The sequence below is a fragment of the Stenotrophomonas sp. NPDC078853 genome (assembly GCF_044901215.1).
Lineage (GTDB): Bacteria > Pseudomonadota > Gammaproteobacteria > Xanthomonadales > Xanthomonadaceae > Stenotrophomonas > Stenotrophomonas lacuserhaii.
Window position 1 is genome coordinate 60,782 of the sequence record NZ_JBJDOQ010000011.1, and the last position, 23,140, is coordinate 83,921.

At 67.4% G+C, this 23,140-nt stretch carries 19 protein-coding genes; 7 read left to right on the top strand and 12 right to left on the bottom strand.

The window, feature by feature from the left end:
- Positions 1-45 precede the first annotated feature (45 nt).
- Entirely contained in the window at positions 46-885 is an 840-nt protein-coding gene (locus tag ACI2JH_RS12290; RefSeq protein ID WP_404736311.1) for a phosphatase PAP2 family protein, read from the top strand.
- A gap of 88 nt (positions 886-973) precedes the next feature.
- Here the strand turns inward: ACI2JH_RS12290 and ACI2JH_RS12295 are convergent, their stop codons facing one another.
- A complete protein-coding gene (locus tag ACI2JH_RS12295; RefSeq protein ID WP_101101715.1) occupies positions 974-3,241 on the bottom strand; it encodes a TonB-dependent receptor in 2,268 nt (755 codons plus the stop codon).
- Between the two features lie 157 nt (positions 3,242-3,398).
- On the opposite strand from ACI2JH_RS12295, the gene ACI2JH_RS12300 reads away from it, so the two are divergent.
- Together ACI2JH_RS12300 and ACI2JH_RS12305 are read left to right on the top strand one after the other, a co-directional pair.
- Positions 3,399-4,424 carry a TIGR00266 family protein gene (locus ACI2JH_RS12300; protein WP_404736312.1) on the top strand — a complete coding sequence of 342 codons (1,026 nt, stop codon included), beginning with the start codon at positions 3,399-3,401 and terminating at the stop codon, positions 4,422-4,424.
- 330 nt (positions 4,425-4,754) lie between these two features.
- Positions 4,755-5,744, top strand: a complete 990-nt coding sequence (locus tag ACI2JH_RS12305; RefSeq protein ID WP_101101719.1) for a patatin-like phospholipase family protein — start codon at positions 4,755-4,757, stop codon at positions 5,742-5,744.
- 328 nt (positions 5,745-6,072) lie between these two features.
- On the opposite strand, the gene ACI2JH_RS12310 is transcribed toward ACI2JH_RS12305, so the two are convergent.
- Positions 6,073-8,094, bottom strand: coding sequence for a hypothetical protein (locus ACI2JH_RS12310; RefSeq protein WP_404736313.1), 2,022 nt, complete (start codon positions 8,092-8,094; stop codon positions 6,073-6,075).
- Between the two features lie 95 nt (positions 8,095-8,189).
- Positions 8,190-8,675 (bottom strand): Lrp/AsnC family transcriptional regulator, encoded by a 486-nt coding sequence (locus ACI2JH_RS12315; RefSeq protein ID WP_404736314.1) that lies wholly within the window; start codon positions 8,673-8,675, stop codon positions 8,190-8,192.
- 124 nt (positions 8,676-8,799) lie between these two features.
- Between ACI2JH_RS12315 and phhA the strand changes: the two genes are divergently transcribed.
- Positions 8,800-9,693 carry a phenylalanine 4-monooxygenase gene (gene phhA, locus ACI2JH_RS12320; RefSeq protein WP_182656572.1) on the top strand — a complete coding sequence of 298 codons (894 nt, stop codon included), beginning with the start codon at positions 8,800-8,802 and terminating at the stop codon, positions 9,691-9,693.
- Positions 9,694-9,842: 149 nt separating this feature from the next.
- Positions 9,843-10,625, top strand: coding sequence for a hypothetical protein (locus ACI2JH_RS12325; protein ID WP_157825711.1), 783 nt, complete (start codon positions 9,843-9,845; stop codon positions 10,623-10,625).
- Between the two features lie 63 nt (positions 10,626-10,688).
- On the opposite strand, the gene ACI2JH_RS12330 is transcribed toward ACI2JH_RS12325, so the two are convergent.
- The 9 genes from ACI2JH_RS12330 to ACI2JH_RS12370 form a co-directional block, all read right to left on the bottom strand.
- Positions 10,689-11,792, bottom strand: coding sequence for a GDSL-type esterase/lipase family protein (locus tag ACI2JH_RS12330; RefSeq protein WP_404736315.1), 1,104 nt, complete (start codon positions 11,790-11,792; stop codon positions 10,689-10,691).
- Between the two features lie 124 nt (positions 11,793-11,916).
- On the bottom strand, positions 11,917-12,672 hold the full coding sequence (gene kduD / locus ACI2JH_RS12335; RefSeq protein ID WP_042612108.1) for a 2-dehydro-3-deoxy-D-gluconate 5-dehydrogenase KduD: 756 nt from the start codon (positions 12,670-12,672) through the stop codon (positions 11,917-11,919).
- Positions 12,673-12,755: 83 nt separating this feature from the next.
- The gene (gene kduI / locus ACI2JH_RS12340) at positions 12,756-13,604 is read right to left on the bottom strand and encodes a 5-dehydro-4-deoxy-D-glucuronate isomerase (protein WP_042612109.1); all 849 of its coding nucleotides are present in this window, start codon (positions 13,602-13,604) and stop codon (positions 12,756-12,758) included.
- Positions 13,605-13,739: 135 nt separating this feature from the next.
- Positions 13,740-14,801, bottom strand: a complete 1,062-nt coding sequence (locus ACI2JH_RS12345) for a LacI family DNA-binding transcriptional regulator (protein WP_101101729.1) — start codon at positions 14,799-14,801, stop codon at positions 13,740-13,742.
- Positions 14,802-14,840: 39 nt separating this feature from the next.
- Positions 14,841-16,430, bottom strand: coding sequence for a family 43 glycosylhydrolase (locus ACI2JH_RS12350; RefSeq protein WP_404736316.1), 1,590 nt, complete (start codon positions 16,428-16,430; stop codon positions 14,841-14,843).
- A gap of 143 nt (positions 16,431-16,573) precedes the next feature.
- Positions 16,574-17,857 carry a TRAP transporter large permease gene (locus tag ACI2JH_RS12355; protein ID WP_404736317.1) on the bottom strand — a complete coding sequence of 428 codons (1,284 nt, stop codon included), beginning with the start codon at positions 17,855-17,857 and terminating at the stop codon, positions 16,574-16,576.
- 2 nt (positions 17,858-17,859) lie between these two features.
- Positions 17,860-18,405 carry a TRAP transporter small permease gene (locus ACI2JH_RS12360; protein WP_182656576.1) on the bottom strand — a complete coding sequence of 182 codons (546 nt, stop codon included), beginning with the start codon at positions 18,403-18,405 and terminating at the stop codon, positions 17,860-17,862.
- 11 nt (positions 18,406-18,416) lie between these two features.
- On the bottom strand, positions 18,417-19,418 hold the full coding sequence (locus ACI2JH_RS12365) for a TRAP transporter substrate-binding protein (RefSeq protein WP_404736318.1): 1,002 nt from the start codon (positions 19,416-19,418) through the stop codon (positions 18,417-18,419).
- Between the two features lie 37 nt (positions 19,419-19,455).
- The gene (locus ACI2JH_RS12370; RefSeq protein ID WP_182656633.1) at positions 19,456-20,274 is read right to left on the bottom strand and encodes a 2-keto-4-pentenoate hydratase; all 819 of its coding nucleotides are present in this window, start codon (positions 20,272-20,274) and stop codon (positions 19,456-19,458) included.
- A gap of 178 nt (positions 20,275-20,452) precedes the next feature.
- On the opposite strand from ACI2JH_RS12370, the gene ACI2JH_RS12375 reads away from it, so the two are divergent.
- Positions 20,453-21,478, top strand: coding sequence for an alpha/beta hydrolase (locus ACI2JH_RS12375; protein WP_404736319.1), 1,026 nt, complete (start codon positions 20,453-20,455; stop codon positions 21,476-21,478).
- Complete coding sequence (locus ACI2JH_RS12380) at positions 21,475-23,100, top strand: carboxylesterase/lipase family protein (protein WP_404736320.1); 1,626 nt, start codon at positions 21,475-21,477, stop codon at positions 23,098-23,100. Before ACI2JH_RS12375 ends, ACI2JH_RS12380 begins: the two co-directional genes overlap by 4 nt.
- Positions 23,101-23,140: the final 40 nt, after the last annotated feature.

Consider the following 23,140-nt stretch of genomic DNA (forward strand, 5'->3'; position numbering starts at 1 on the left):
CGGGGCTGCGATCATTGCCGGCGAGCCCCTGCCCCGAGCCTGCCCATGTCCGTGATCGCCCACCTTGGCCGCACCCTGCCCGGCCTTGCCGTCGCCCTGTCCCTGGCGGGGTGCACGTCAACCGCAAGCAGGCCGACCGCCGTTGAAGCCAACGTCACCACCAAGGCGGTCGGCTACCTGGACGCGGCATCGGTGCCGGCCAGCCTGGCGCTGGTGCCTGCACCGCCGGCGGCCGGCTCGGCCGGCTTGGCGCTGGACGAACAGGTCAGCCGCGAGGCACGGGCACTGCGCGGCACGCCGCGCTTCACCCAGGCCACGCACGACGCCGAACTGGGCTTCCCTGAAGGGGCCAACCAGTTCTCCTGCGCCATCGGCCTGGACGTGGACGCGCAACGCACGCCGGCGCTGTACCGCCTGCTGGAACGCAGCCGCATCGATGCCAGTGCCGCCACCCGCACTGCGAAGAAACACCACCAGCGCCCGCGCCCGTTCATGGTCAACGGCGAGGCGACCTGTACTCCGGAAGACGAAGCCGGCCTGCGCGGCAACGGCTCCTATCCCTCCGGCCATACCTCGATCGGCTGGGCGTGGGCGCTGCTGCTGTCGCAAATCGCGCCGGACCGGGCCGATGCCATCATCGCGCGCGGACGCAACTACGGTGAAAGCCGCCTGGTGTGCAACGTGCACTGGCAGAGTGACATCCTGGAAGGCCGTTTCATGGGCGCCGCTGCCGTGGCACGTTTGCAGGACAATCCGGCTTTCCAGCGCGACCTGCTCGCTGCGCGCAGGGAAATCGAAGCCGCACGCAGGTCCGGGCAGCATTCCAGCCGCGACTGCGCGGTCGAGGAAGCGGTGCTGAAGGTGCGCCCGCAAAGCGCGCTGTAAAGAACGAAAAACGGCGCGGAAGAATCCGCGCCGTGGATGACCATCAGCCGGATGGCGACCGTGGGCCGCCACCCGGTTTTCCGGTCGGTCAGAACTTCGCGGTGAACTCCACGCCGAAGGTACGCGGCTCGTTGAGGAAGCCGGTCAGGTTGTTGAAGTCGATCGCCCCGACCACCCGCACCTGGTCGGTCAGGTTGCGACCGAAAACGGCCACGTCGTACTGGCCGTAATCCCAGTTGTAGCCCAGGCGCAGGCCGCCTTCCAGCGAGCTGCGGCTACGGAACTCCGGCGATTCGTACAGGAAGAAATTGACTTCGCTCTTGTACGCCCAGTCGGTGTAGACGTAGAACTCGCTGGCATCGGTGACCGGGAAACCGGCACGCAGGGTCAGGTTGTGGATCCACTTCGGCGCCTGCGGCAACGAATTGCCATTCACCAGCGCGTAGGTGCCACCGTTGATCACCGTGGTCGGATCGGTGATGGTGCAGCCACCGCCGCAGATCGCCACCGCCAGGCTGGGGTCCTTGATCTCGGTGTCGTTGTAGCTGCTGCCCAGGGTCAGCAGCACGTTGTCGGTCAGGTAGGTTTCGAAGTCGAGCTCGAAGCCCTGGCCGATCGTCTTGTCGGCGTTGAGCAGGGTCGCGGTGTTGTTGGTGCCGCCCACGGCGATCAGCTGCTGGCCGTCCACGTCATAGCGGAACACGCTGAAGCCCAGGCGCGCACGGCGGTCGAACAGGTCGGCCTTGATGCCGGCCTCGTAGGAAATCACCTTCTCCGAATCGGCCTGGGTGACCCCACCAAAGGCCAGCCGGCCCTGGATGGACGGCGCCCGGAAGCCCTTGGCCACGCGCGCGTAGGCGTTGACGTTGTCGGTCAGCGCGTAGACACCGCTCAGGTCCCAGCTGACGTCGTCGACATCACTGTTGGCCACGTACGGACCGCTGACCGGGGTACCGCCGGCGACAGCCTGCAGCACGCTGGCGGTGAAGTCCTTCTTGTCCTGGGTGTAGCGCACGCCGGCACGCAGCTTGAAGCGCTCGGTCACGTCGAAGTCACCGGAGGCGAACGCCGCCCACGCCTTGTTGCGCTGCTGCTGTACGGCATGGCCGCTCTGCGGATTGCCCGGGGTCAGCGAGTCGTAGTTGAAGCTGTCGATGGTGACGTCTTCATCGAAGTAGAACACGCCGGCCTGCCAGTCGAAGCGGCCCCATTCGTTGGATTCGACGCGGAATTCCTGCGTCCACTGGCGGTGGCTCGGCAGGCCATCGGCCGACTCGGACGGGAACGGAATGAAGCCCGGGCCGTAGTTGCCGGCGCCCAGGAAGGCCGCGCCGTAGCCGCCGTCGATGTCGCCGTGGTTGAGCGATTCGGCGGTTTCATAGCCGGTGATCGAGTGCAGGGTGACCCGGCCCAGGTCCCACTTCAGGCGCGCGCTGCCGCCCCAGGTTTCCAGGTCGGAGAAGTTCTGCCCGTCGGTGGCCACTTCATCACGATCGAAGTTTTCCACCAGCTTGTTGCTGCCCGGCTGGATGATGTTGGCGCGGAACAGGCGCGCGGTGCCGTTGAGCTTGCGCTTGTGCAGGTTGAACAGTCCTTCGAAACCGTCGCCTTCGTACAGGAACTGCACGCGTGCGGCGCCTTCGTCATAGCCTTCGAAACCCTGCGCCGGTGCGTCGCTGCGGGTGTTGGTGACCCAGTCGTCGCGGCGCTGGTAAAGGGCCGATACGCGGGCCGACCAGCGGCTGGTCAGCGGGCCGCCGTAAGCGCCCTGCACGTTCCAGGTGTCATAGCTGCCGTAGGCGACCCTGACGTAACCGTCAGCGTCCTGCGACGGACGCGCCGAATCGAACTTGACCACGCCGGCCGGGGTGTTGCGGCCGAACAGCGTGCCCTGCGGGCCGCGCAGCACTTCCACGCCGGCCAGGTCGAACAGCGGGAAGCCCTTCAGCAGCGGGCTTTCCTGCACCACATCGTCGTATACCAGCGACACCGGCTGGGACGCGTTGAGGTCGAAGTCGGTGTTGCCCAGGCCGCGGATGTAGAAGCGCGGGAAGGCACGGCCGTAGGAGGATTCGATGTTCAGGCTGGGCACGCGGCCGGCCAGGAAGCGGATGTCGTCACCGGCCGAACCGAGGACATCAAGCTTTTCCCCCTGGATCGCGGTGATCGCCACCGGCACGTCCTTGGCGTTCTCGACGCGGCGCTGGGCGGTCACGGTGAGCGCATCGAGCGCGACCGGATCCTTGCTGGCCGGAGCTTGCTGGGCAACTGCGGACAGCGGCAGCAGGGCGGAGAGAGCGAGAACGAGCGGACGCACGACCGGTCGGCGGTCGTGGACGGAACGGTTCGGGGACATGGCGGTAGGCTGTGTTGGGAGGGGTGGTGGAACGGCGCTACCAGATAATTGTTGCAATACAACACGCTGGCCGCAAATGCCGCGCGTTCATGGCCGTCGCCGGGGCGCTGGCCAGCCCGCTAGACTCGTCGTTTCCGCACCCCTTGGAATCGCAGCGATGAACCAGTGGTACTTCCATGTCCCCGGCCAGGCCGACCGCGTTGGCCCCTTCGATGAGCAGGCCGCACGCCGCTTCGCCCAGGCCAATCCGCGCGCGCTGGCCTGGTGCCAGGGCATGAGCGGCTGGATGGCGATCGACGAAGTCCCGGAGCTGCGCAGCGAGGCCTCCGGGATGTCCAGCGCGCCGCCGCCGGTACCGGGCCACGGCGCGCGCGGCCAGCGCGCGGACGACATCGATTTCCGCATCGTCGGCCATGAAATGCAGTTCGTGGAGATCGAACTGGACCCGGGCGAGAGTGCGATCGCCGAAGCCGGCGCACTGATGTTCAAGGATTCGGCGGTGCAGATGGATACCGTGTTCGGCGACGGCTCGCACAGCGGCCAGGGCGGCGGTTTCATGGACAAGCTGATGTCGGCCGGCAAGCGCGTGCTGACCGGCGAAAGCCTGTTCGCCACGCTGTACACGCACACCGGCCACGGCAAGGCCAAGGTCGCCTTCGCCGCGCCCTACCCCGGCACGGTGCTGCCGATGAAGCTGGACGAGCATGGCGGGCGCCTGATCTGCCAGAAGGACAGCTTCCTGGCCGGCGCGCGCGGGGTGCAGATCGGCGTGCAGTTCCAGCGCAAGATCATGACCGGCCTGTTCGGTGGCGAAGGCCTCATCATGCAGAAACTGGAAGGCGACGGTTGGGTGTTCATCCATGCCGGCGGCTGCGTGGTCGAACGCGAGCTGGCGGCCGGCGAGCGGCTGGACGTGGATACCGGCTGCGTGGTGGCCTACCACGCCAGCGTGGACATGGACGTGCGCCGGGTTGCCGGCATCAAGAGCATGGTATTCGGTGGCGAAGGCGTGTTCCTGGCCACCCTGACCGGCCCCGGCAAGGTCTGGCTGCAGTCGCTGCCGTTCTCGCGGCTGGCTGGCCGGATGTGGATGGCCGCGCCGCAGGGCGGTGGCCAGAACCGTGGCGAGGGCTCGGTACTGGGCGGCCTGGGCCGGATGCTGGACGGCGACAACCGCTTCTGAGGCGAGCGACGCCCGCCTCCGCCCCTCCGCCCGGGTGACGACCGTTGGTCGTCACGCTGTTGCTCTCTTGCCGCTGCGCTCGCCGAGCGTGGCTCGGCGCTACCGGGCACCTGCGACCCTCGGTAGTGACGGCCGCTGGCCGTCCTGCTGTGGCCCCTGCTCCGGTGGGTGACGACCGTTGGTCGTCACGCTGTTGCTCTCTTGCCGCTGCGCTCGCCGAGCGTGGCTCGGCGCTACCGGGCACCTGCGGTCGTCACCCACCACGATTGACGGCCAGCGGCCGTCACTACCGGCTATGCTGGCGCCCTTTCCTGCTGCGTTTCCTTGCCGATGAGCCTGTCCCGCACCCGTGTGATGCTGTCCGTTGCCCTGCTCGGCCTGCTGGCCGGTTGTGGTGGCGAAAATGCCCGCCCCACTCCGCCACCGGCGCCCACCGTGGTGCAGCCCGCCAAGCCGGTGAAGATCGGCATCGCCCTCGGCGGCGGCGCGGCCAAGGGCTTTGCCCATATCGGGGTGATCAAGATGCTGGAAGCCAACGGCTTCGAACCGGTGGTGGTGTCCGGCACCAGTGCCGGCAGCGTGGTCGGTGCGCTGTACGCCAGCGGCATGGATGCCTTCGAGATGCAGACCAAGGCGGTGGCACTGGACGAAGCCAGCATCCGCGACGTGCGCCTGTTCTCCGGTGGACTGGTGCAGGGCCAGAAGCTGCAGGACTACGTCAACCAACAGGTCGGCAACAAGCCGGCGGAACGGCTGAAGAAGCCCTTCGCCGCCGTCGCCACCAACCTGGAAACCGGTGAGCGCGCGGTGTTCGTGCGCGGCAACGTCGGCCAGGCGGTACGTGCGTCCAGCAGCATTCCGGGCGTGTTCGAACCGGTGAAGATCGGCCAGAACAACTTCGTGGATGGCGGCGTGGTCAGCCCGGTGCCGGTGGACGCGGCGCGCCAGCTCGGCGCCGAGTTCGTCGTCGCCGTGGATATCTCCAGCAAGGCCAGCGGCCGCACGCCGACCGGCATGCTGGGCATCGTCAACCAGTCCATCGCGATCATGGGCCAGCGCCTGGGCGAACAGGAACTGGCGCGCGCAGACATCATCATCCGACCGCGCGTGCTGGATATCGGCGCGTCTGATTTCAGCCAGCGCGGCAAGGCCATCCTGGAAGGCGAGAAGGCCGCGATGGCCGCCATGCCGCAGATCCGCGCGAAGATCGAGCAGATCCAGCGCGCGCGCGCCGCCGCCCTGCTGCCGCCGCCGCCCAAGCCGAAGTGCGATGAGCCCTCGCGCGTTGGCCGGCTGATGGGACGCAAGGCCGACTGCTGATCCTCGGTAGTGACGGCCGCTGGCCGTCCTGCTGTTGCCCCTGCCCTGATGGGTGACGACCGTTGCCGGTGGGTGACGACCGTTGGTCGTCACGCCGTTGCTCTCTTGCCGCTGCGCTCGCCGAGCATGGCTCGGCGCTACCGGGCACCCGCCACCCTCGGCAGTGACGGCCGCTGGCCGTCCTGCTGTTGCGCTCTTGCCGCTGCGCTCGCCGAGCGTGGCTCGGCGCTACCGGGGCACCCGCCACCCTCGGCAGTGACGGCCGCTGGCCGTCCTGCTGTTGCGCTCTTGCCGCTGCGCTCGCCGAGCGTGGCTCGGCGCTACCGCTTCAGCGCTTCACATGCCCGGCGGCGCGGCGCTTTTCCATGCGCCGGGTTTCCAGGCTTTCCGCATGGCGCTGCGCGCTCAGCTGCAGCTGTTCCATCGCATCGCCCGGCAGCCACAGCTGTTGGCTGCCACGGGTCAGCGCCAAGTAGGCCGCGCGCACCGGGCTGTGCGCCTGGCGCGTCTCGTAGCCGGTGATGAAGCAGCACGCCGACATCGCCACCCGGTCGAACTGCAGGTTCTTGGCATGCTGGGCCAGGCACAGCGTGATGCCTGCCTCCTGCACGGGCACCAGCGCCGCCAGCAGCTGCTCCAGCGCGGTTGAATCGAATCCACCGGAAAACAGCGCCGGGATATCGCCCTGGCCGCGCTGCTCGCAGGCTTCCACGAAGGCCTCCCAGCGCCGGCTCGACTCGCCCCGCCGCACGCTCCGCCAGGCATCGATCGGCGCCTGCGCTTCTTTCTGCAGCAGGCGCAGCGAAGCCGGATGCACGTGCACGCGCGCGCCCTGCGCGAGCAGCTGGTGGGTTTCCTGCAGCAGCCGCCACAGGCTGCCGTACAGGCGTGCCCCGGACTGCGGCACCTGCGACCACGTGGCATAGCGGCGCACACCGGTGGCGCGGTCGCTGGCGCCCATGAACCGTTCGCTGGAGGCACCGATGTCATCCAGCGCCAATGACTGGTTGACCAAGCCATCCACCTGGCTTCCCTGGCGCACCGATTGGCTCATTTCCAGCACCTTGGAGCTCGACCAGCGCGATGCGCGCCCTACCAGCCGCTGGTGCGGATCGCCCAGGCTGACCACGCCGGGCGCATGCCGGGCCAACACCTGCTTCCAGGCCGGACTCAGTTCATGTGCCTCATCCACCAGCAGCATGCCCAGCCCGACCGGCGGCGCCACGCCCTGCAGCTCCAGCCATTTGCCGAGGTGGCCGGTATTGAGGCTGAGGCAGCCGCCCTTCTGCACGCTGGCATCGAACATGCAGCGCCAGACGTGCTCGGCAGCGGCCACGTAGGGCGCCGCGTCGAGCATCGCCCATGGCAGCGAACGGTCGAAATGTGCCGCCTGCAGCGTCGGCGATGCCGATGCGCACCAGCGGTTGATGCCTTCCAGGGCCGTCATCAGCACCTGCTCGGGTACGCGCTGGCCGATGCCCTGCAGGCCGATCCGGCGGGTGATCTCCCAGGCCGGGATCGTGCTCAGCCGGTAGGTCGGCACGAAGCCGTTGCCGCGGCCACTGCGTGCGGCCTGCTGCACCATCAGGTTGGCCAGTTCGATCTGGGTCAGCAGCCGCGTGCCGGAATCGGCCGGCAGCCGCGGGCGGAAGGCTTCGACCTGGCCGCGCGAGGGCGCGATGTAGGTATAGCGGCCCGGCCGGGCGTCCATCAACGCCAGCACCAGATGGCTTTTCCCGGTACCGGCGTAGGCGTCCAGGTCGATCAGTTCATCCGGGTTGGCGGCGATGGCGCGCAGCACGCGCGCCTGTTCGCTGGTGAACAGCCCGTTGCGCTCGATGGCCCCGGTGGCACGCGGCGCCTCCTCGTCCGGATCCGATTCGGGATCGACCGCTTCGCCCTCGTCCTCGGGCGCGGCGGTGGCCGGGTAACGGATCGTGTGCTCGGCCAGGGTGACCTGGCAGGCGGCCTGGAAGTCCGCGCCGGGATACGCATTGGGCGAGGCGGCGACGAAGCGCTCCACGGCTTCGTCCGGTGCCAGCAGCACGCCGTGCATGGCCAGCTCGGCCAGCCACGCATCCAGCGCCGGCTGTCCTTCACCGCCCTTCCCGGACAGCTGGGCGGCGACCGCGCTGCCGTCGTCAGCGGCGAACAGCGCGCACGCATCATGCAGCAGGCGTTCCAAGTGCGCTCGTGGATGGGCGTGCAGGCGGCACAACTGCGCTGCGAGCAGGCCGGCCTGTTCCAGCGGCGTCGCCGGCGGCGTGCCGCGGCCCAGGTGCTGCGCCAGCATCCGTCGCCGCAGTGGCAGGAAGTGGGTGGTTTCGGTGAAGGGCGCGGTGTCGGGCATGTCGATGATCGAAAGAGGTGCTGCAGCCAACGCCCCTGTTCGACGCTACCGCTGGCGACGATGCTCGGCTACCGCATGGCTGCCGTCAAACCGGTTCACCCACCCAGCTGCGACAAGGGCAGTGCGCGGAAGGGTTTCACCGTGCGCAGCACGAAGCTGGAATTGACGTCAGCCACCCCGGAGGCATTGAGCAGCTTGTCCAGCAGGAAGCTGGAGAAGTGCTCCAGGTCGCGCACGTAGATCTGCAGCAGGTAGTCCATGTCGCCGGTGAGCGCATGGCAGGCCACCACTTCATCCCATTCCACCACGCTGTCGGCGAAACGTGCGATGGCGGCCTGGTCATGCTTTTCCAGCTGCACGCGCACGAAGGCCTGCAGCCCCAGGCCGATGTGCCTGGGCTCCAGCCGTGCACCATAACCGGCGATGACGCCCTCGCCTTCCAGCCGCTGCAGGCGGCGCAGGCAGGCCGAGGGAGACAGGTTGACCCGCGTCGCCAGTTCGGCGTTGGTGGCGCGGCCATCACGCTGGATCTCGCCCAGAAGGCGTAGATCCGTGCGGTCGAACTGGACTTCACCTGCCATTGCTGCCTCGCAACACGGGATGGACGCAACGATATTGCGCCAGGATGCGATCAACGCGCAACTTTGCAACCCTGTTGCGCGATCCCTGCCCTAGCATCGACGGACACCCGCAAGGAGCCATCCCATGGACCAGATCACTCCCCGCCGCGTCGAGCACCAGCAGACCGACAAGGGCTATGTGCCGGTCTATACCACCGCCGTGGTGGAACAGCCGTGGGACAGCTACAGCGCCGACGACCACGCAACCTGGAGCACGCTGTTCAAGCGCCAGCGCGACCTGCTCAACGGTCGCGCCTGCCAGGAGTTCCTGGATGCGCAGGACGCCATGGGCATGAGCGCGGACATGATCCCGCGCTTCGACCAGCTCAACGAGGCCCTGGCGGCGGCCACCGGCTGGACCCTGGTCGGCGTGGAAGGGCTGCTGCCGGAGCTGGATTTCTTCGACCATCTGGCCAACCGGCGTTTCCCGGTCACGTGGTGGATCCGGCGGCCCGACCAGATCGACTACATCGCCGAACCGGACATGTTCCATGACCTGTTCGGGCACGTGCCGCTGCTGATGAACCCGGTGTTCGCCGACTACATGGAAGCCTACGGGCGCGGCGGCGTGAAGGCCCATGCGCTGGGCCCGGACGCATTGCAGAACCTGACCCGGTTGTACTGGTACACGGTTGAATTCGGCCTGATCAACACCGCCGACGGGCTGCGCATCTACGGCGCCGGAATCGTGTCCTCCAAGGGCGAGTCGCTGTACTCGCTGGAGTCGCCTGCACCCAACCGGATCGGCTTCGACCTGGAACGCATCATGCGCACGCGTTACCGCATTGATACCTTCCAGAAGACCTACTTCGTCATCGACAGTTTCGAGCAGCTGATGCAGGCCACCGCACCGGACTTCACCCCGATCTACGCCAGCCTGGCAGACCAGCCGCAGTTGCCGGCCGGCGAGGTGCAGGCGGACGACCGCGTGTTCCAGCGCGGCACCGGGGATGGCTGGGCGAGCGGCGGCGACGTCTGAGGCGTGGCCTAGTGGCTTGGTGGGTGGCGACCGTTGGTCGCCACAGCACCGCCGATATGCGCGATTTCTGAAAGCAACGCCCTGATGTCATCTATGTAATCGTCCGGCACTCATTTGCGTCGTTTATGGCGCTGTTTCCATGGAGCCGGATGACAACGCTGAGAATCAAATTTCAATTCGAGCACGGATCGGCTGATGGCCATGTGCTGGATGCCTACGATGCCGCGCGGGCACTGACCGGCATCGCGCGCTCGCTGAACATCACGCTGCATGCGTTGCTCAACGACGAAGTAAGGACGCAGGGCGATACCGCCAGCGGGGTCGAGGTGTTTCTTGCGCCGCCCAGGCGTGGCAGCTTCGTGTACGAGCTGGTGATGAGCTTCAGTGAGCTGGTCGCCACCGGCGTCGCCTACGATTTCATCAAGTACGCCTTCAACGAGGCGATCGGCAACGACGCCGACGAAGCACACACTGCGGCGCTGCAGAAGCGCATCGAGCCGACCATGGGTGCGCTGCCTGCCGCACTGGAAACCGCCCTGCTGGAAGCGCATCGCCCGATCGCGCAGGCGCCGGAGATGACGCTGACGGTGATGCGTCCCCGCGGCCAGGTGCTGGCACGCTTTGACAACCAGACCATCCGCCAGCTGCAGCCCACCGTCGAGGACCTGGATGCGCCGGTGCTCGGGCACGTAACCCGCTACAACACCATCAGTGAGTGGGGCAAGCTTTACAGCCACGATGAGCGTCGCGTGGTGTCGTTCCAGATTGTCGACGAACTGGACATGGCGCAGCGCTCGCTGATCACCTGGTCGCTGCATCAGAACAATCTGGGCCAGGAAGGGGCAATCGCCCTGCATGCCCGCGCGTTGATGTCACCGGGCTCGCATCGCGTCAAGCGCTATCTGGTGACCCACGTCGCGCGGACAGCCTGAAGCTCGAGCCTCCGCTGCGCCCGCCGACCATGGGTCGGCGCTACCGGTCATCGGTCGGTGGCGTCAGCGCGGGTAGGCCAGCAGCACCACAAGGTCTTCTTCGCCACGCTGCTGCAGGGCGTGGCGACTGCCGGTGCGGGTCAGCAGCGCATGCCCGGCGCGCACATCAAACTGCTTTCCATCCAGCACGTACGAGCCTTCGCCGCTGACGATGTAATAGATCTCGTCCTTGTGCTGCGGATGCAGGCCGATGCCGGCGCCTTTGTGCAGCACGCGCTTGCGCAGCACGAACGGCAGCCCCTCGGCGTCGGCGAAGAACGGATACGCCGTGGTCGGACCCGCGCCGCCATGCGGACCGGCCTGGGGCCGCGCAAGGTCGTCTTCGTGCACGACCTGCGACGGGCGCTGCGGGTCGCTGCCCTGGACCGCGCCGCCGCCCACGTCACAGTCGATGTCACGCACCAGTGCAGGCTTCACTGCCGGCTGCAGTTCCACCCAGTCACGCAGCACCAGGCAGGCCACCGCGTTCGCACCTGCAGTGCTGAAATGGGTGCCATCAGCCTTCTGCTGTTCGGGCACGAACAGGAAATAAGGTTTGGCGCCCTGCTCGCCCAGCGCACGGATCCAGCGCGTGGAACGGTCGTTGAGGTCGATCAGCGCGATGTCCTCGCGCGCGGCCAGCTGCTTCATCGCCAGGGTGTACACCCCATGCGTATCCAGCAGCGAACCGAAGTCATACAGCAGGCGTGCCACCGGGGTGATCAGTACCGGCGTGGCGCCCTTGTCGCGTGCCAGCTGCACGTAGCGCATCAGGAACGCGGCATAGTCGCCGGCCGGATCGGTATAGCGCGAGGGGTCTTCGAACTTCGCATCGTTGTGGCCGAACTGGATCAGCAGCACATCGCCCTGGCGCAGCTCGCCGGCGATGGCGTCCAGCCGTCCTTCGGCGATGAAACTGCGCGTGCTGCGGCCACCCTTGGCATGGTTGCGCACCTCGATGCGCGCCGGATCCAGGTAGCTCTGCAGCATCTGCCCCCAGCCCGCCTGCGGCGTCCGCTCAGGCCCATACTCGGCCGCGGTGGAATCGCCGGCAATGAACACCCGCTGCGGCGCAGCGTGTGCGGTGGCAGCGAACGACAGCAACAACAACAGCGTCAGGCGCAGCATCGGCAGGGCCTCTGGTAACGCCGAGCCATGCTCGGCGGATTGCCGGAGTGACGACCAACGGTCGTCACCCACCTTCGTCGGTCGTCACCCACCGTGGCGGGTCGTCACCCACCGGGTTACCCGGTTACCGCGCCAGCCAGCCACCGTCGACCGGCAGCACCGCGCCGTTGACGTAGTCCGACGCCGACGAGGCCAGGAACACGGCAGCACCGGCCAGGTCTTCCGGGTTGCCCCAGCGTGCGGCGGGGATGCGTTCCAGGATCGACTTGTTGCGGTCTGCATCGGCGCGCAGGGCCGCGGTGTTGTCGGTCGCCATGTAGCCCGGTGCGATCGCATTGACGTTGATGCCCTTGCCGGCCCATTCGTTGGCCAGCAGGCGGGTGATGCCGGCGATGCCGCTCTTGCTGGCGGTATAGGACGGCACGCGCACGCCGCCCTGGAAGGACAGCATCGAGGCGATGTTGATGATCTTGCCGTGGCCCTGGGCGATGAAATGCCGGCCGGCCGCCTGCGAGATGAAGAACGCGGACTTGATGTTGACGTTCATCACGTCGTCCCAGTCCTGCTCGGTGAAGTCGACCGCGTCGGCGCGACGGATCAGCCCGGCGTTGTTGACCAGGATGTCCAGCCCACCGAGGCCTTCAATGGTTTCGCGCACCACGCGCTCGACCGGCTCGATGCTGATCAGGTTCGCTTCGATAGCCAGGCAGCGGCGGCCCAGCGCGGTGATCTTCGCCACGGTATCGGTCGGCGGGGCGATGCCGGCCACGGCTACGTCGGCGCCTGCGGCAGCCAATGCCACGGCGATACCCTGCCCCAGGCCGGTGTTGCCACCGGTGACCAGCGCGACCTTGCCTTCCAGACTGAACGGATTAGCCATTGATGCATTCCTTTTGGATACGTGCGCTCGCCGCACGATGGACGGACCGCCGCCGGCGCGGATGCCGGCGGCGGAACTGGGGCTTACTTGAGCTGGCAGATGTCCAGCACGTGCATGTCGGTGTAATCCAGGTTCTCGCCACCCATCGCCCAGATGAAGGCGTAGTTGCTGGTGCCGGCGCCCATGTGGATCGACCACGGCGGCGACACCACTGCTTCGTTGTTCTGGATGACGATGTGGCGCTGCGCTTCCGGCTCGCCCATGAAGTGGTACACACGATCGTTCTGGCCCAGGTCGAAGTAGAAATACACTTCGCTGCGGCGGTCGTGCAGGTGCGGCGGCATGGTGTTCCAGACGCTGCCCGGCTTCAACACGGTCAGGCCCAGCAGCAGCTGCGAGGACTGGCAGGTGGCCGGCACGATGTACTGGTAGATGGTGCGCTCGTTGCTGGTTTCCAGCGCGCCACGGTCCAGTGCCACCGCGTCCTTGATCGACAGCGCCTTGGTCTCGAAGCGCGCGTGCGCCGGGGTCGAGGCCAGGTAGAACTGCGCCGGGTTGGCGGCATCGTCGGAGGCGAACACTACGTCTTCGCTGCCCATGGCCACGTACAGACCGTCCTTCGGGCCCAGCTTGAAGGTGGTGCCATCGACGGTGATGGTGCCGCTGCCGCTGCCGACGTTGATCACGCCCAGCTCGCGACGCTCCAGGAACGCATGGCCGGCGGCCGAAGCCGGTTCGGTCTGCTTGGGCAGCGAAACCGGGCCGTTGACCGGCGCTGCACCGCCGAGCACGAAGCGCTCGTAGTGGGTGTACTTCAGGGTCACCGCATCGGCGTTGAACAGGCCATCGAGCAGGTACAGGTCGCGCAGGTCGTCATTGCTGGCGCCCTTGATGGCATCGGGATGGGTGGCGTAATGGGTCTTGCAGTACATGGCTTCTCCAGAGCAGGGGACGGGCCGATGACTCGGCGCCGGCGCGGTGTGGCGGCCATTCTAACGGCCTTGGACACCGGTGTCATTTTGCACCGCAAGGTGCCTTTTCTTCCATGCGGGGCGGGGGTTTACGGTTTATTCGTCCTGCGGCGGCTGGCAGGAATCGCGCACGATCAGGTGCGGGCGCACGCTGGCGATCTGCATCGCCGGCTGGCCATCGGGCTGGATCAGCATCGCCGCAGCGGTGCGTCCGGTATCGCGCGTGTGCCGCCGCACCGAGGTCAGCGACGGCCACAGGCGCGAGGCCAGCGGGCTGTCGTCGTAGCCGATGATCGACAGTTCGCGCGGGATGTTGATGCCGGCGCGCAGCGCGACCTTGTAGATGCCGGCGGCCATTTCGTCGTTGCCGGTGAAGATGGCGGTCGGGCGCTTCTTGCCCAGCAGCAGCTTTTCCGCAGCAGCCACGCCGGATTCGAAGGTGTAGCCGGCTTCGACGATGCGGTCCTTGGGCAGCTCGATGCCGCGCTTGGCCAGCGCCTCGATGAAGCCGGAGGTGCGTTCGTGGGCCGAGCGATAGGCACTCGGGCCGGTCACCAGCGCGATATCGCGGTGGCCGAGCGAGAGCAGGTAATCGGCCGCCTCGGCGGCGCCATCGCGATCATGGGTGACCACCATCTGCGAGGTTTCATCCAGCGGCAGCGAGGCGATGCGGGTGAAACGGCAGCCGATCTCTTCCAGGGCATCGGCCAGCGCCTGGTCTTCGGAGGCACGCGGCACCAGGATCACCCCGTGCAGCTTCTGCTGCTGCACGAAGCGGCAGACACCCTCGATATAGCCGGGGCTGCGGCTGTCGCAGGGATGCACCACCAGTTCGAAGCTGGAACCGCGCAGCGCATCCAGTGCGCCGTACTGCATGTCCACGATGTACTGCGCGGTCGGGTTGTCGTACACCATCCCGATCAGGAACGAGCGCCGGAAGGCCAGCCCACGCGCCAACGGGTCGGGCGTGTAGCCGACCTCGCGCATCAGCGTTTCCACCTTCTCGCGCGTGTCCTTGCGCACCAGCGGGGAGTTGTTGATGATCCTTGAAACCGTTTTCTTCGAGACCCCCGACAGCCGCGCGATGTCGTTGATCGTTGCCGCCTTGCCTTTCATCACTGCCGGCTTGGCGGCATCGTTGCTGTTGCGCACTGACATGTCTTCGACTCGAGGGGTCGGGGGATTCTAGCCGCGCGCTCAGTCGAGCGCGCGGTAGCGGAAGTTGCGGAAGGTGACCGCGCCGTCGCCGGCCGCGTACAGCGCCGGCTTCAGGGCCAGGAACTTGCCCGCCACATTGTGATGGTAACCGGACACTTCCATCTGAACCGGGTACTTCTCCCAGGTGCGGCCGTCGGTGCTGGAGTGGATGGTGACGATATGCCGGTTGTTGGTGACGCGCAGCCACAGCTTGCCGCCGGTGCTGCTGGGCGCCAGCCGGGTAGGGCGCTCCTCACCATAGCGGTGCATGATGAACTTCTCGCCGTTGCTGCCGACGCCCACGTACAGGCGGTCACTGTAGTACAGCAGGGCACCGCCGACCGCGCCGGGGGCGACATCCATCTCGACCTCGAACTGGTAGGCCTTGTCGCCGGCGATGGCGGTGAGCGGCGAGCTGTCACGCGGGGTTTCGCCCTTGCCCTGCAGCACCAGGCCGTTGCCGCTGAAGCCCAGCCGCTTGTATTCATCCTGCGCGGGGTTGAAGAACGACCATTGCGGGCCGAGCTTGCTGCCGGTGAAGGGGTCGGACAGGGCCATGCCGTGCTGTCCCACCGACTCGCCCGACGGCTTGCGCAGCGGCTGGCCTAGGTCGCCGCCCTTGGCGACATACCAGCCGTCGGTGGTCCACTCGATCGGCTCCAGCAACGCCTGCCGACCCAGCGTCCAATAGCCGTTCTCATAGCCGTGATAGATCATCCACCAGCGGTCGTCGGTGCCTTCCACCACGGTGGCGTGGCCGCGTGACCACCACGGCTCGGCGGCTGACTGCGTGCGCATGATCGGATTGTTCGGGTCGTTCACCCACGGACCGTGGATGGAACGCGACCGGGCAACAATGACCATGTGCCCGGTCGGCGGGCCGGCGGTACCGCCCACCGCGGTGGTCATGTAATACCAGCCGTCGCGGAAGTTGATCTTCGGGCCTTCCTGCGCGTATGCCTCCACGTCCCAGCTTTCCGGGTACTTCCAGCCGTCGTAGACGTGCTTGGGGGTACCGACCACGCTCAGGCCGTCGTCGGCCAGCTGCACGTAATCACCGCCACTCAGGAACAGATAGCGCTTGCCGTCCTCACCGACGGCGTGGCCCGGATCAATGTACTTCTCCAGGCCGATGTCGATCGGTTCGCTCCACGGGCCCTTGATGTCATCGGCCCAGACCACGAAGTTGCTCCGTGTTTCACCGGTGCGCGCGGGGAAATAGATGTAGTAGCGGCCTTCGTGCTTGATGATGTCCGGGGCCCAGATCGCGCCGACGTTCCGGGTGATCGCATGGCCCAGCGGCTGCCAGTTGACCAGGTCGCGCGAGTGCCACAGCGGCAGGCCGGGATACGCATCGAAGGAGGACAGGGTGAGGTAGTAATCCTCGCCATCCTTCAGCACCGACGGATCCGGGCGGTCACCGGCGAACACCGGATTGAGGAAGGTGCCGTTGCCGAGGTCGGCCTGGCGCTGATTCTCGATGCCACGTTTCCAGTTCGTGGCGGCTGCCGGTTCGGCGGCGGCCACGGCCGAGCTGGCCAGCAGCAGGCCACCGGCCAGCAGGATCTTCAGAGTGTGCTTGAACTGCATCGTTTTCCCTCCCAGGAAACATATGTAGGACGACCCGCGACCGCGGTGGGGACGGCACGCGACCGCGGTGGGTGACGACCGTTGGTCGTCACGCTTTCTTCGATGGATGGCGACGCAGGTCGTCGCCACGCCGCCCGCCCCCATCAGGCCCGCAGCAGATGCGGCAGCCACAGCGACAGGCCGGGGAAGAACGCCACCACCAGCAGCACGCCCAGCGCCACGAACCAGAACGGCCAGATGCTGCGCATGCTTTCGCCCACGCTGATCTTGCCGATGGCGGTGCCGATGAACAGCACCGAGCCCACCGGCGGGGTCACCAGTCCGAGGCCGCCGGCCAGCACCAGCACCAGCCCGAAGTGGATCGGATCGATGCCGTAGGCCTTGGCCACCGGCAGGAAGATCGGCGTGCAGATCAGGATCATCGGCGCCAGGTCCATGAAGGTACCCAGCAGCAGCAGCATGACCACGATCATCAGCAGCACCATGAACTGGCTGTGCGCGAAGGACTGCAGGAAGTCCACCGCCGCGACCGGCACCTGCAGGAAGGCCAGCAGCCAGCCGAACACGGCAGCGGTGGCGATCACGAACAGGATCACCCCGGTGCTGCGCGCGGCATGGATGACCGTGCCGAAGAACTCGCGCCATGGCAGCTGGCGGTACAGCAGGGTGGTCACCAGCAGCGCATACACCACGGCGATGGCCGCACTTTCCACTGCAGTGAAGATACCCGCGCGGATACCCACGAAGATCAGCGCCACCAGGCCCAGGCCGGGCAGGGCGGAGAAGATGCGCAGGGCCACCGCGCGCCAGCCCGGGAACACTTCCACGCCATAACCCCGGCGACGTGCCACCACATAGCCGGTGACCATCAAGGCCAGCGTCATCATCAGCGCCGGCACGATGCCCGCCGCGAACAGGTCGGCGATGGACAATCCACCGCCGGCAGCGGCCGAGAACAGGATCAGGTTGTGCGAGGGCGGCACCAGCAGCGCGACCAGCGCGGCGGTGATGCTGACGTTGACCGCGAAGTCACGGTCATAACCGCGCTTGACCATCTGCGGGATCATCGTGCCGCCGACGGCCGACACATCGGCGATGGCCGAACCGGACACGCCGCCGAAGAACAGCGAGGACAGGATCGACACCTGGCCCAGGCCGCCGCGCATGCGCCCGACCAGCGAAGACGCCAGCGCGATCAGGCGTTCGGAGATGCCGCCACGCATCATGATCTCACCGGCGAAGATGAACAGCGGAATCGCGATCAACGATGCCGAGCCGGTACCGGCGGAGATCTGCTGCACCAGTACGATGCTGGGGATGTCCAGGTAGAGCAGGGTGGCAAGCGCGGCGGCCGCCAGCGCGTAGGCGACCGGCACGCCGATCACCAGCAGGCCGGCGAACACCAGGAAAAGCAGGGTAATGCCCATGTTCAACGATCTCCTTCAGCGTCTTGGTCGGCCACCACCGCGAGCGGGAAATGGACCCGCCAGGCACGGTTGAGCGCGAACAGCACCATCAGTGCACCGCCCACCGACAGCGGCAGGTAATTGATGCTCTGCGGCAGGTTGGCACCGGCGGCCTTGATGTCCAGGCCGTCGCGCAGCAGCACCATCGCAAACACCGCCAGGTAGCCACCCAGCACGCCGATCACCAGCTGCACGAAGGTATCCACCGCACGGCGCAATCGCGGGCCCATGTAACCGGCCAGCAGGAAGAAACCGAAGTGGCGGTTGGTGTAGACGCCGCAGGCCGCGCCCAGGCTCATCGCCGTGCTCAGCAGCAGCAGCGTCACCGGCTCGGTCCAGCTGGGCGAATCGTTGAGCACGTAGCGGGCGAAGACCTGCCAACCCTGCACCACCACCAGCCCCAGCAGGGCAGCCACGGCGATGTAGATGGCGAAATCGGCGATGCGGTCCAGCAGGCGCTGTCCTGCGCCGGGGGCGATCGGGGCGGTGCCCGTCGTCATGTCGGTCATGGCAGAGTTCCTCAGGCGAGATCGCGGATGCGGCTGACCATGGCGGCCAGCTCGGGCTGCTTCAGGTACTCCTGCAGCAGCGGATCAGCGGCCTTGCGGAAGGCCGGCATGTCCACTTCGTTGGTCTTGATGCCGAAGTCGAGCACCGCCTTGCGCGCGGCATCTTCGGAAGCATCCCACTGTTCGCGCATGACCTTCACCGAGGCACGCGCGGTTTCCAGCAGCAGCTGGCGATCGGCCGGCTGAAGCTGGTCGAAGCTGGCACGCGACATCAACAGTACGTCCGGCGCATACGAATGATCGCTCTGCGACCAGTAGCGCGCTGCCTCGAAATGCCGGCTGGAATGGAAGCTGCGCATGTTGTTTTCCGCACCGTCGATCATGTGCGTTTCCATCCCGGAGAACGTGTCACCCAACGACATCGGGGTGGGGTTGGCACCGAACAGGCGCATCAGTTGGATGAAGATGTCCGATGATGCGACGCGCAGTTTCAGGCCGCGCAGGTCCTGCGGGGAAACGATCGGATGCTTGGTGTTGTAGAAGCAGCGCGCACCGGAATCGTAGATCGCCAGGCCGACCAGGTCGCGGTTTTCGAAGCCGCGCAGCACCGCCTCGGCAACGCCGCTGTCCAGCGCGGCGCGCATGTGCGCCACCGAGTCGAACACGTAGGGCAGGCACAGGGCCTGGGTCAGCGGAAAGGCGTTGTTGAGCGCGCCGGAGTACACCCGGGTAATGTCGATGGCGCCGAAGCGGGCCATGTCGATCGCTTCCGATTCGCGGCCCAGCTGCCCGGAGTGGTATTGCCGCAGGCGCAGGCGCCCACCGGTCTCACGTTGCAGCGTATCGCCGATCCACTTGACCGCAGTCACGGTGGGATAGTCCGCCACATGCACATCGGTGGCGGTGAGCAGGTGGCCGCCGGCCACGCTGTCGCCGGCCTTGCTGCAGCCGACCAGTGCCGGCGCGGCAAGCGCGCCGAGGCTGGTGGCAAGGAAATTTCTACGTGTGATCATCTGCGCCCTCCCGCGCGTGTTCACCGGGCCGCTGCGGTCATCCCGCAGCGACGGCCCGGCAGGCAATGTCTCCGAAACCGGCAAACCGCACCACTGCCGTCTGGCCTACGCGGATATCGTGGATACCGGTCGCATTGCCGGTGGCGATCAGCTCGCCGCGCTTGAGCGGACGGCCGCGTTTGGCCGAGCGGGACAGCGCGAAGGCGATCGCAGTGCGCAGGCCGCCGGGCAGGCGGGTTGCACCGCCGGTGCCGACCACCTCGCCTTCGATCAGCGTTTCCGCGCGCAGTTCGCTGTCGTCGCGCCTGGTCCAGTCGGTGATCTCCGGTCCCAGCAGCAGGCCGTTGTTGTTGCCGAAGTCGGACACCACCACCAACGGCCCCAGGATGTTGATCGTGGCCAGCGGGCTGCTGGCAACTTCCACGCCGATGTACAGACGGGCCGGCAGTGCTTCGGCCTGCTCGGGCGTCCACTCCAGCTGGTCGGCCGGGGCATCTTCCAGCAGTTCGATCACATACTCGGCTTCGACCGCTGCGAAGCCGCCCTCGAAGACCGCGATATCGAGCGTTGTTCCACCGGTAGCATTCTGCAGCCGATTGTTGAAGATCGGGCCCAGCAGACGATCATCGCCGGAGCTGTCGCGGCGTTCTTCAGCGATGTAGCCGACCTTCCAACCGACCACCTCATGCTCCCACTGGGCGATTGCCAGGTCCTGCACGTGATAGGCGCTGACCAGGTCGGCGGGGATCTGGCCGGGGAAATCGGCCAGCGATGCGCCCGCGCGGCGCGCACCGGTGAAGGCGCTGGCGATGGCGGCAGGGTCGGCGGAGGCCGCCGGTGCGGTTGGCAGGTCCATGTTGCCGGGTTCGTTGCTCAAGGAGGCTCTCCCTTTGGCGTTGTTGCGCTGCGCATCGACAGCGTTCGGATGACGTGTATATGGTAAACCGGTGTCATCTGGCAATGTGCAGTGCGTCAGAAGGCACGCCGGGGGTGGCCAACTGTCACCTGTCATCGTTCCAGGAGCCTTGTGCCGCATGAGATCGACGCTTTTTTCGCTGCTCTGTTCGTTGTCCCTGGCCACTTCACCGGCGATTGCTGCCGCTGCGGCGCAGCGCGCACCGCCGCCGGCCGTTGCAGGGGCCGAAGAGGCCGAAGAGGCCGCCGGTGAGCACATCGCATTGTGGCCAGCGGGAGGGGTTCCCGGCGAAAGCGGCCGCGCGCGCGGACTTCACGTGGTGGAGCGCAGCGCGGACCCGGCCCGGCCCGATCGTTACGTCGATCAGATCGATGCGCCGTGGTTGGTGGTGCATGCCCCGGCGCAGTCGAATGGCAAGGCGCTGCTGGTGATTCCAGGCGGCGGCTACCAGCGCGTGGTCATCGACAAGGAAGGCACCGCATTGGTCCCACGGTGGGTCGACCGCGCCGGCTATACCCTGTTCGTGCTGCGTTACCGGTTGCCCGAGGCCGGCCGCGACCGCCAGGCGGCGCTTGCCGATGCGCAGCGCGCGATGCGCGTGGTTCGCGCCGCCGCAGCACGCCGCGGCCTGGACGTCGAAGACATCGCGGTGATGGGCTTTTCAGCCGGTGGGCATGTCGCCGCGCGCCTGGCCACCGGCTACGACACCCCCGCTTACCCGCCAGCCGATGCAGCCGACCGGCTCAGCGCGCGGCCTTCCCGCGCCGTGCTGGTGTACCCGGTGATCGACATGGGGCCGCAGGCCCACGGTGGCTCACGCCTGCGCCTGATAGGCGAACCGGCGGACGCGGCCCTGGTACGCCGCTACTCGATGCAGGACCAGGTGCGCGCGGACATGCCGCCCACCCTGTTGCTGCATGCGGCGGATGACCGCGTCGTCAGCGTCGACAACAGCCTGCTGATGGCGCGTGCGCTGGCAGCGGCGGGCGTGGAGCACGAACTCCATGTGTTCGCCCACGGTGGCCACGGCTTCGGGATGCGCGCGGCCGCGGATTCGACCACGGCCCTGTGGCCGGACATCGCGCAGCGCTGGCTGCGCGCCCAGACCCAGACCCAGACCCAGACCCCGGAGGGTCACCCATGAACGACGATCACGCCGACCTGCAACGCCGCCGCTTCCTCCGCGACAGTGCACGCTGGTCGTTCGCTGCCGCCGCCGCCTCCCTGCTGCCGAACGCACTGGCCCAACCTGGCCTGCACGCCGACCAGCAGGTACTGGCGCGGGTACGCGGGGGGCGCGTGCGCGGCCAGCGCGAACACGGCACGTGTGTGTTCCGCGGGCTTCGCTACGGCGCCGACACCGCCGCCTACCGCTTCCAGCCACCGCGCCGGGAAACGCCGTGGCGCGGTATCGCCGATGCACTGGACTACGGAGCCGCCGCGCCACAGGGCGGCAGCGAAGGCCCGGGCAGCGAAGACTGCCTGTTCCTCAATGTCTGGACGCCGGCGCTCGGCGACGGCGGCAAGCGGCCGATCCTGTTCTACATCCACGGCGGCGGCTTCAACAACGGTTCCGGCAGTGACCCGCTGTATGACGGCGGCGCGCTGTGCCGGCGCGGCGACGTGGTGGTGGTGACGGTCAACCATCGCCTCAATCTGTTCGGCTATCTGTATCTGGGCGCGCTCGGTGACCCGCACATGGCCGCGTCCGGCAACGTCGGCCAGCTCGACCTGGTGCAGGCCCTGCAATGGGTGCGCGAGCATGCTGCGGTCTTCGGCGGCGATGCGGGCAACATCACCGTGTTCGGCCAGTCCGGGGGCGGGGCGAAGATCGCCACGCTGATGGCCATGCCCGCGGCGAAGGGATTGTTCCAGCGGGCTTGGACGATGAGCGGCCAGCAGGTCACCGCCGCCGGCCCGCGCGCCGCCGCGCAGCGTACCGCCATCGCCATGGAAGCGGTCGGCGCGAAGGACGTCCAAGCGCTGCTGCGTCTGTCCCCGGCCGCGCTGCTGGCCGCCGGCAAGGCGCGCGATCCGTCGCGGATCGAGACCAGCGGCCTGTACGTGGGGCCGGTGCTGGATGATGTGGTGCTACCGGTGCATCCCTTCTTCCCCGAAGCGCCGGCGCAGTCCGCGCACATCCCGATGGTGATCGGCAACACGCGCGATGAAACCCGTGCGTTCCTCGGCAACGATCCGGCCAACCACGAACTCACCTGGGACACCCTGCCGGCGAAGCTGGAACGCGAGCAGTACGTCGACCTGCGCCCACAGCGGGTGATCGACGCGTACCGCCGGATGTATCCGGATTACACGCCGTCGCAGGTGTTCTTCGCCGCCACCACCGCCGGACGCTCATGGCGCGGGGCGGTGGAAGAACTGGAAGCGCGCGCGCGGCAGCCCGCCGGCGCGGCGCCCACCTGGGCCTACCAGCTGGACTGGGGCTCGCCGCTGGACGGCGGCAGGCTCGGCGCTTTCCACACGCTCGATATCCCGCTGGTGTTCGACAACACCGCCCAGCCCGGTGCACGCAGTGGCGATGGCGCGCAGGCACGCGCACTGGCGGCCACGATGAGCAGCGCACTGCTGCAGTTCGCCCGCCATGGCGACCCCAACCACGCCGGCCTGGCGCGCTGGGAACCGTACGGCCTGCCGCGCCGGCAGACGCTGCTGTTCGATGTGCGCAGCACGCTGGCTGACGACCCGCGTGGCGGTGAGCGTGAGCTGTATCGGCAGGCACCGTTCCTGCAGCGCGGCACGTTCTGAGTCCTGTTCAAAGGAGCTGTTGATGATCCGTAGTCCCTCC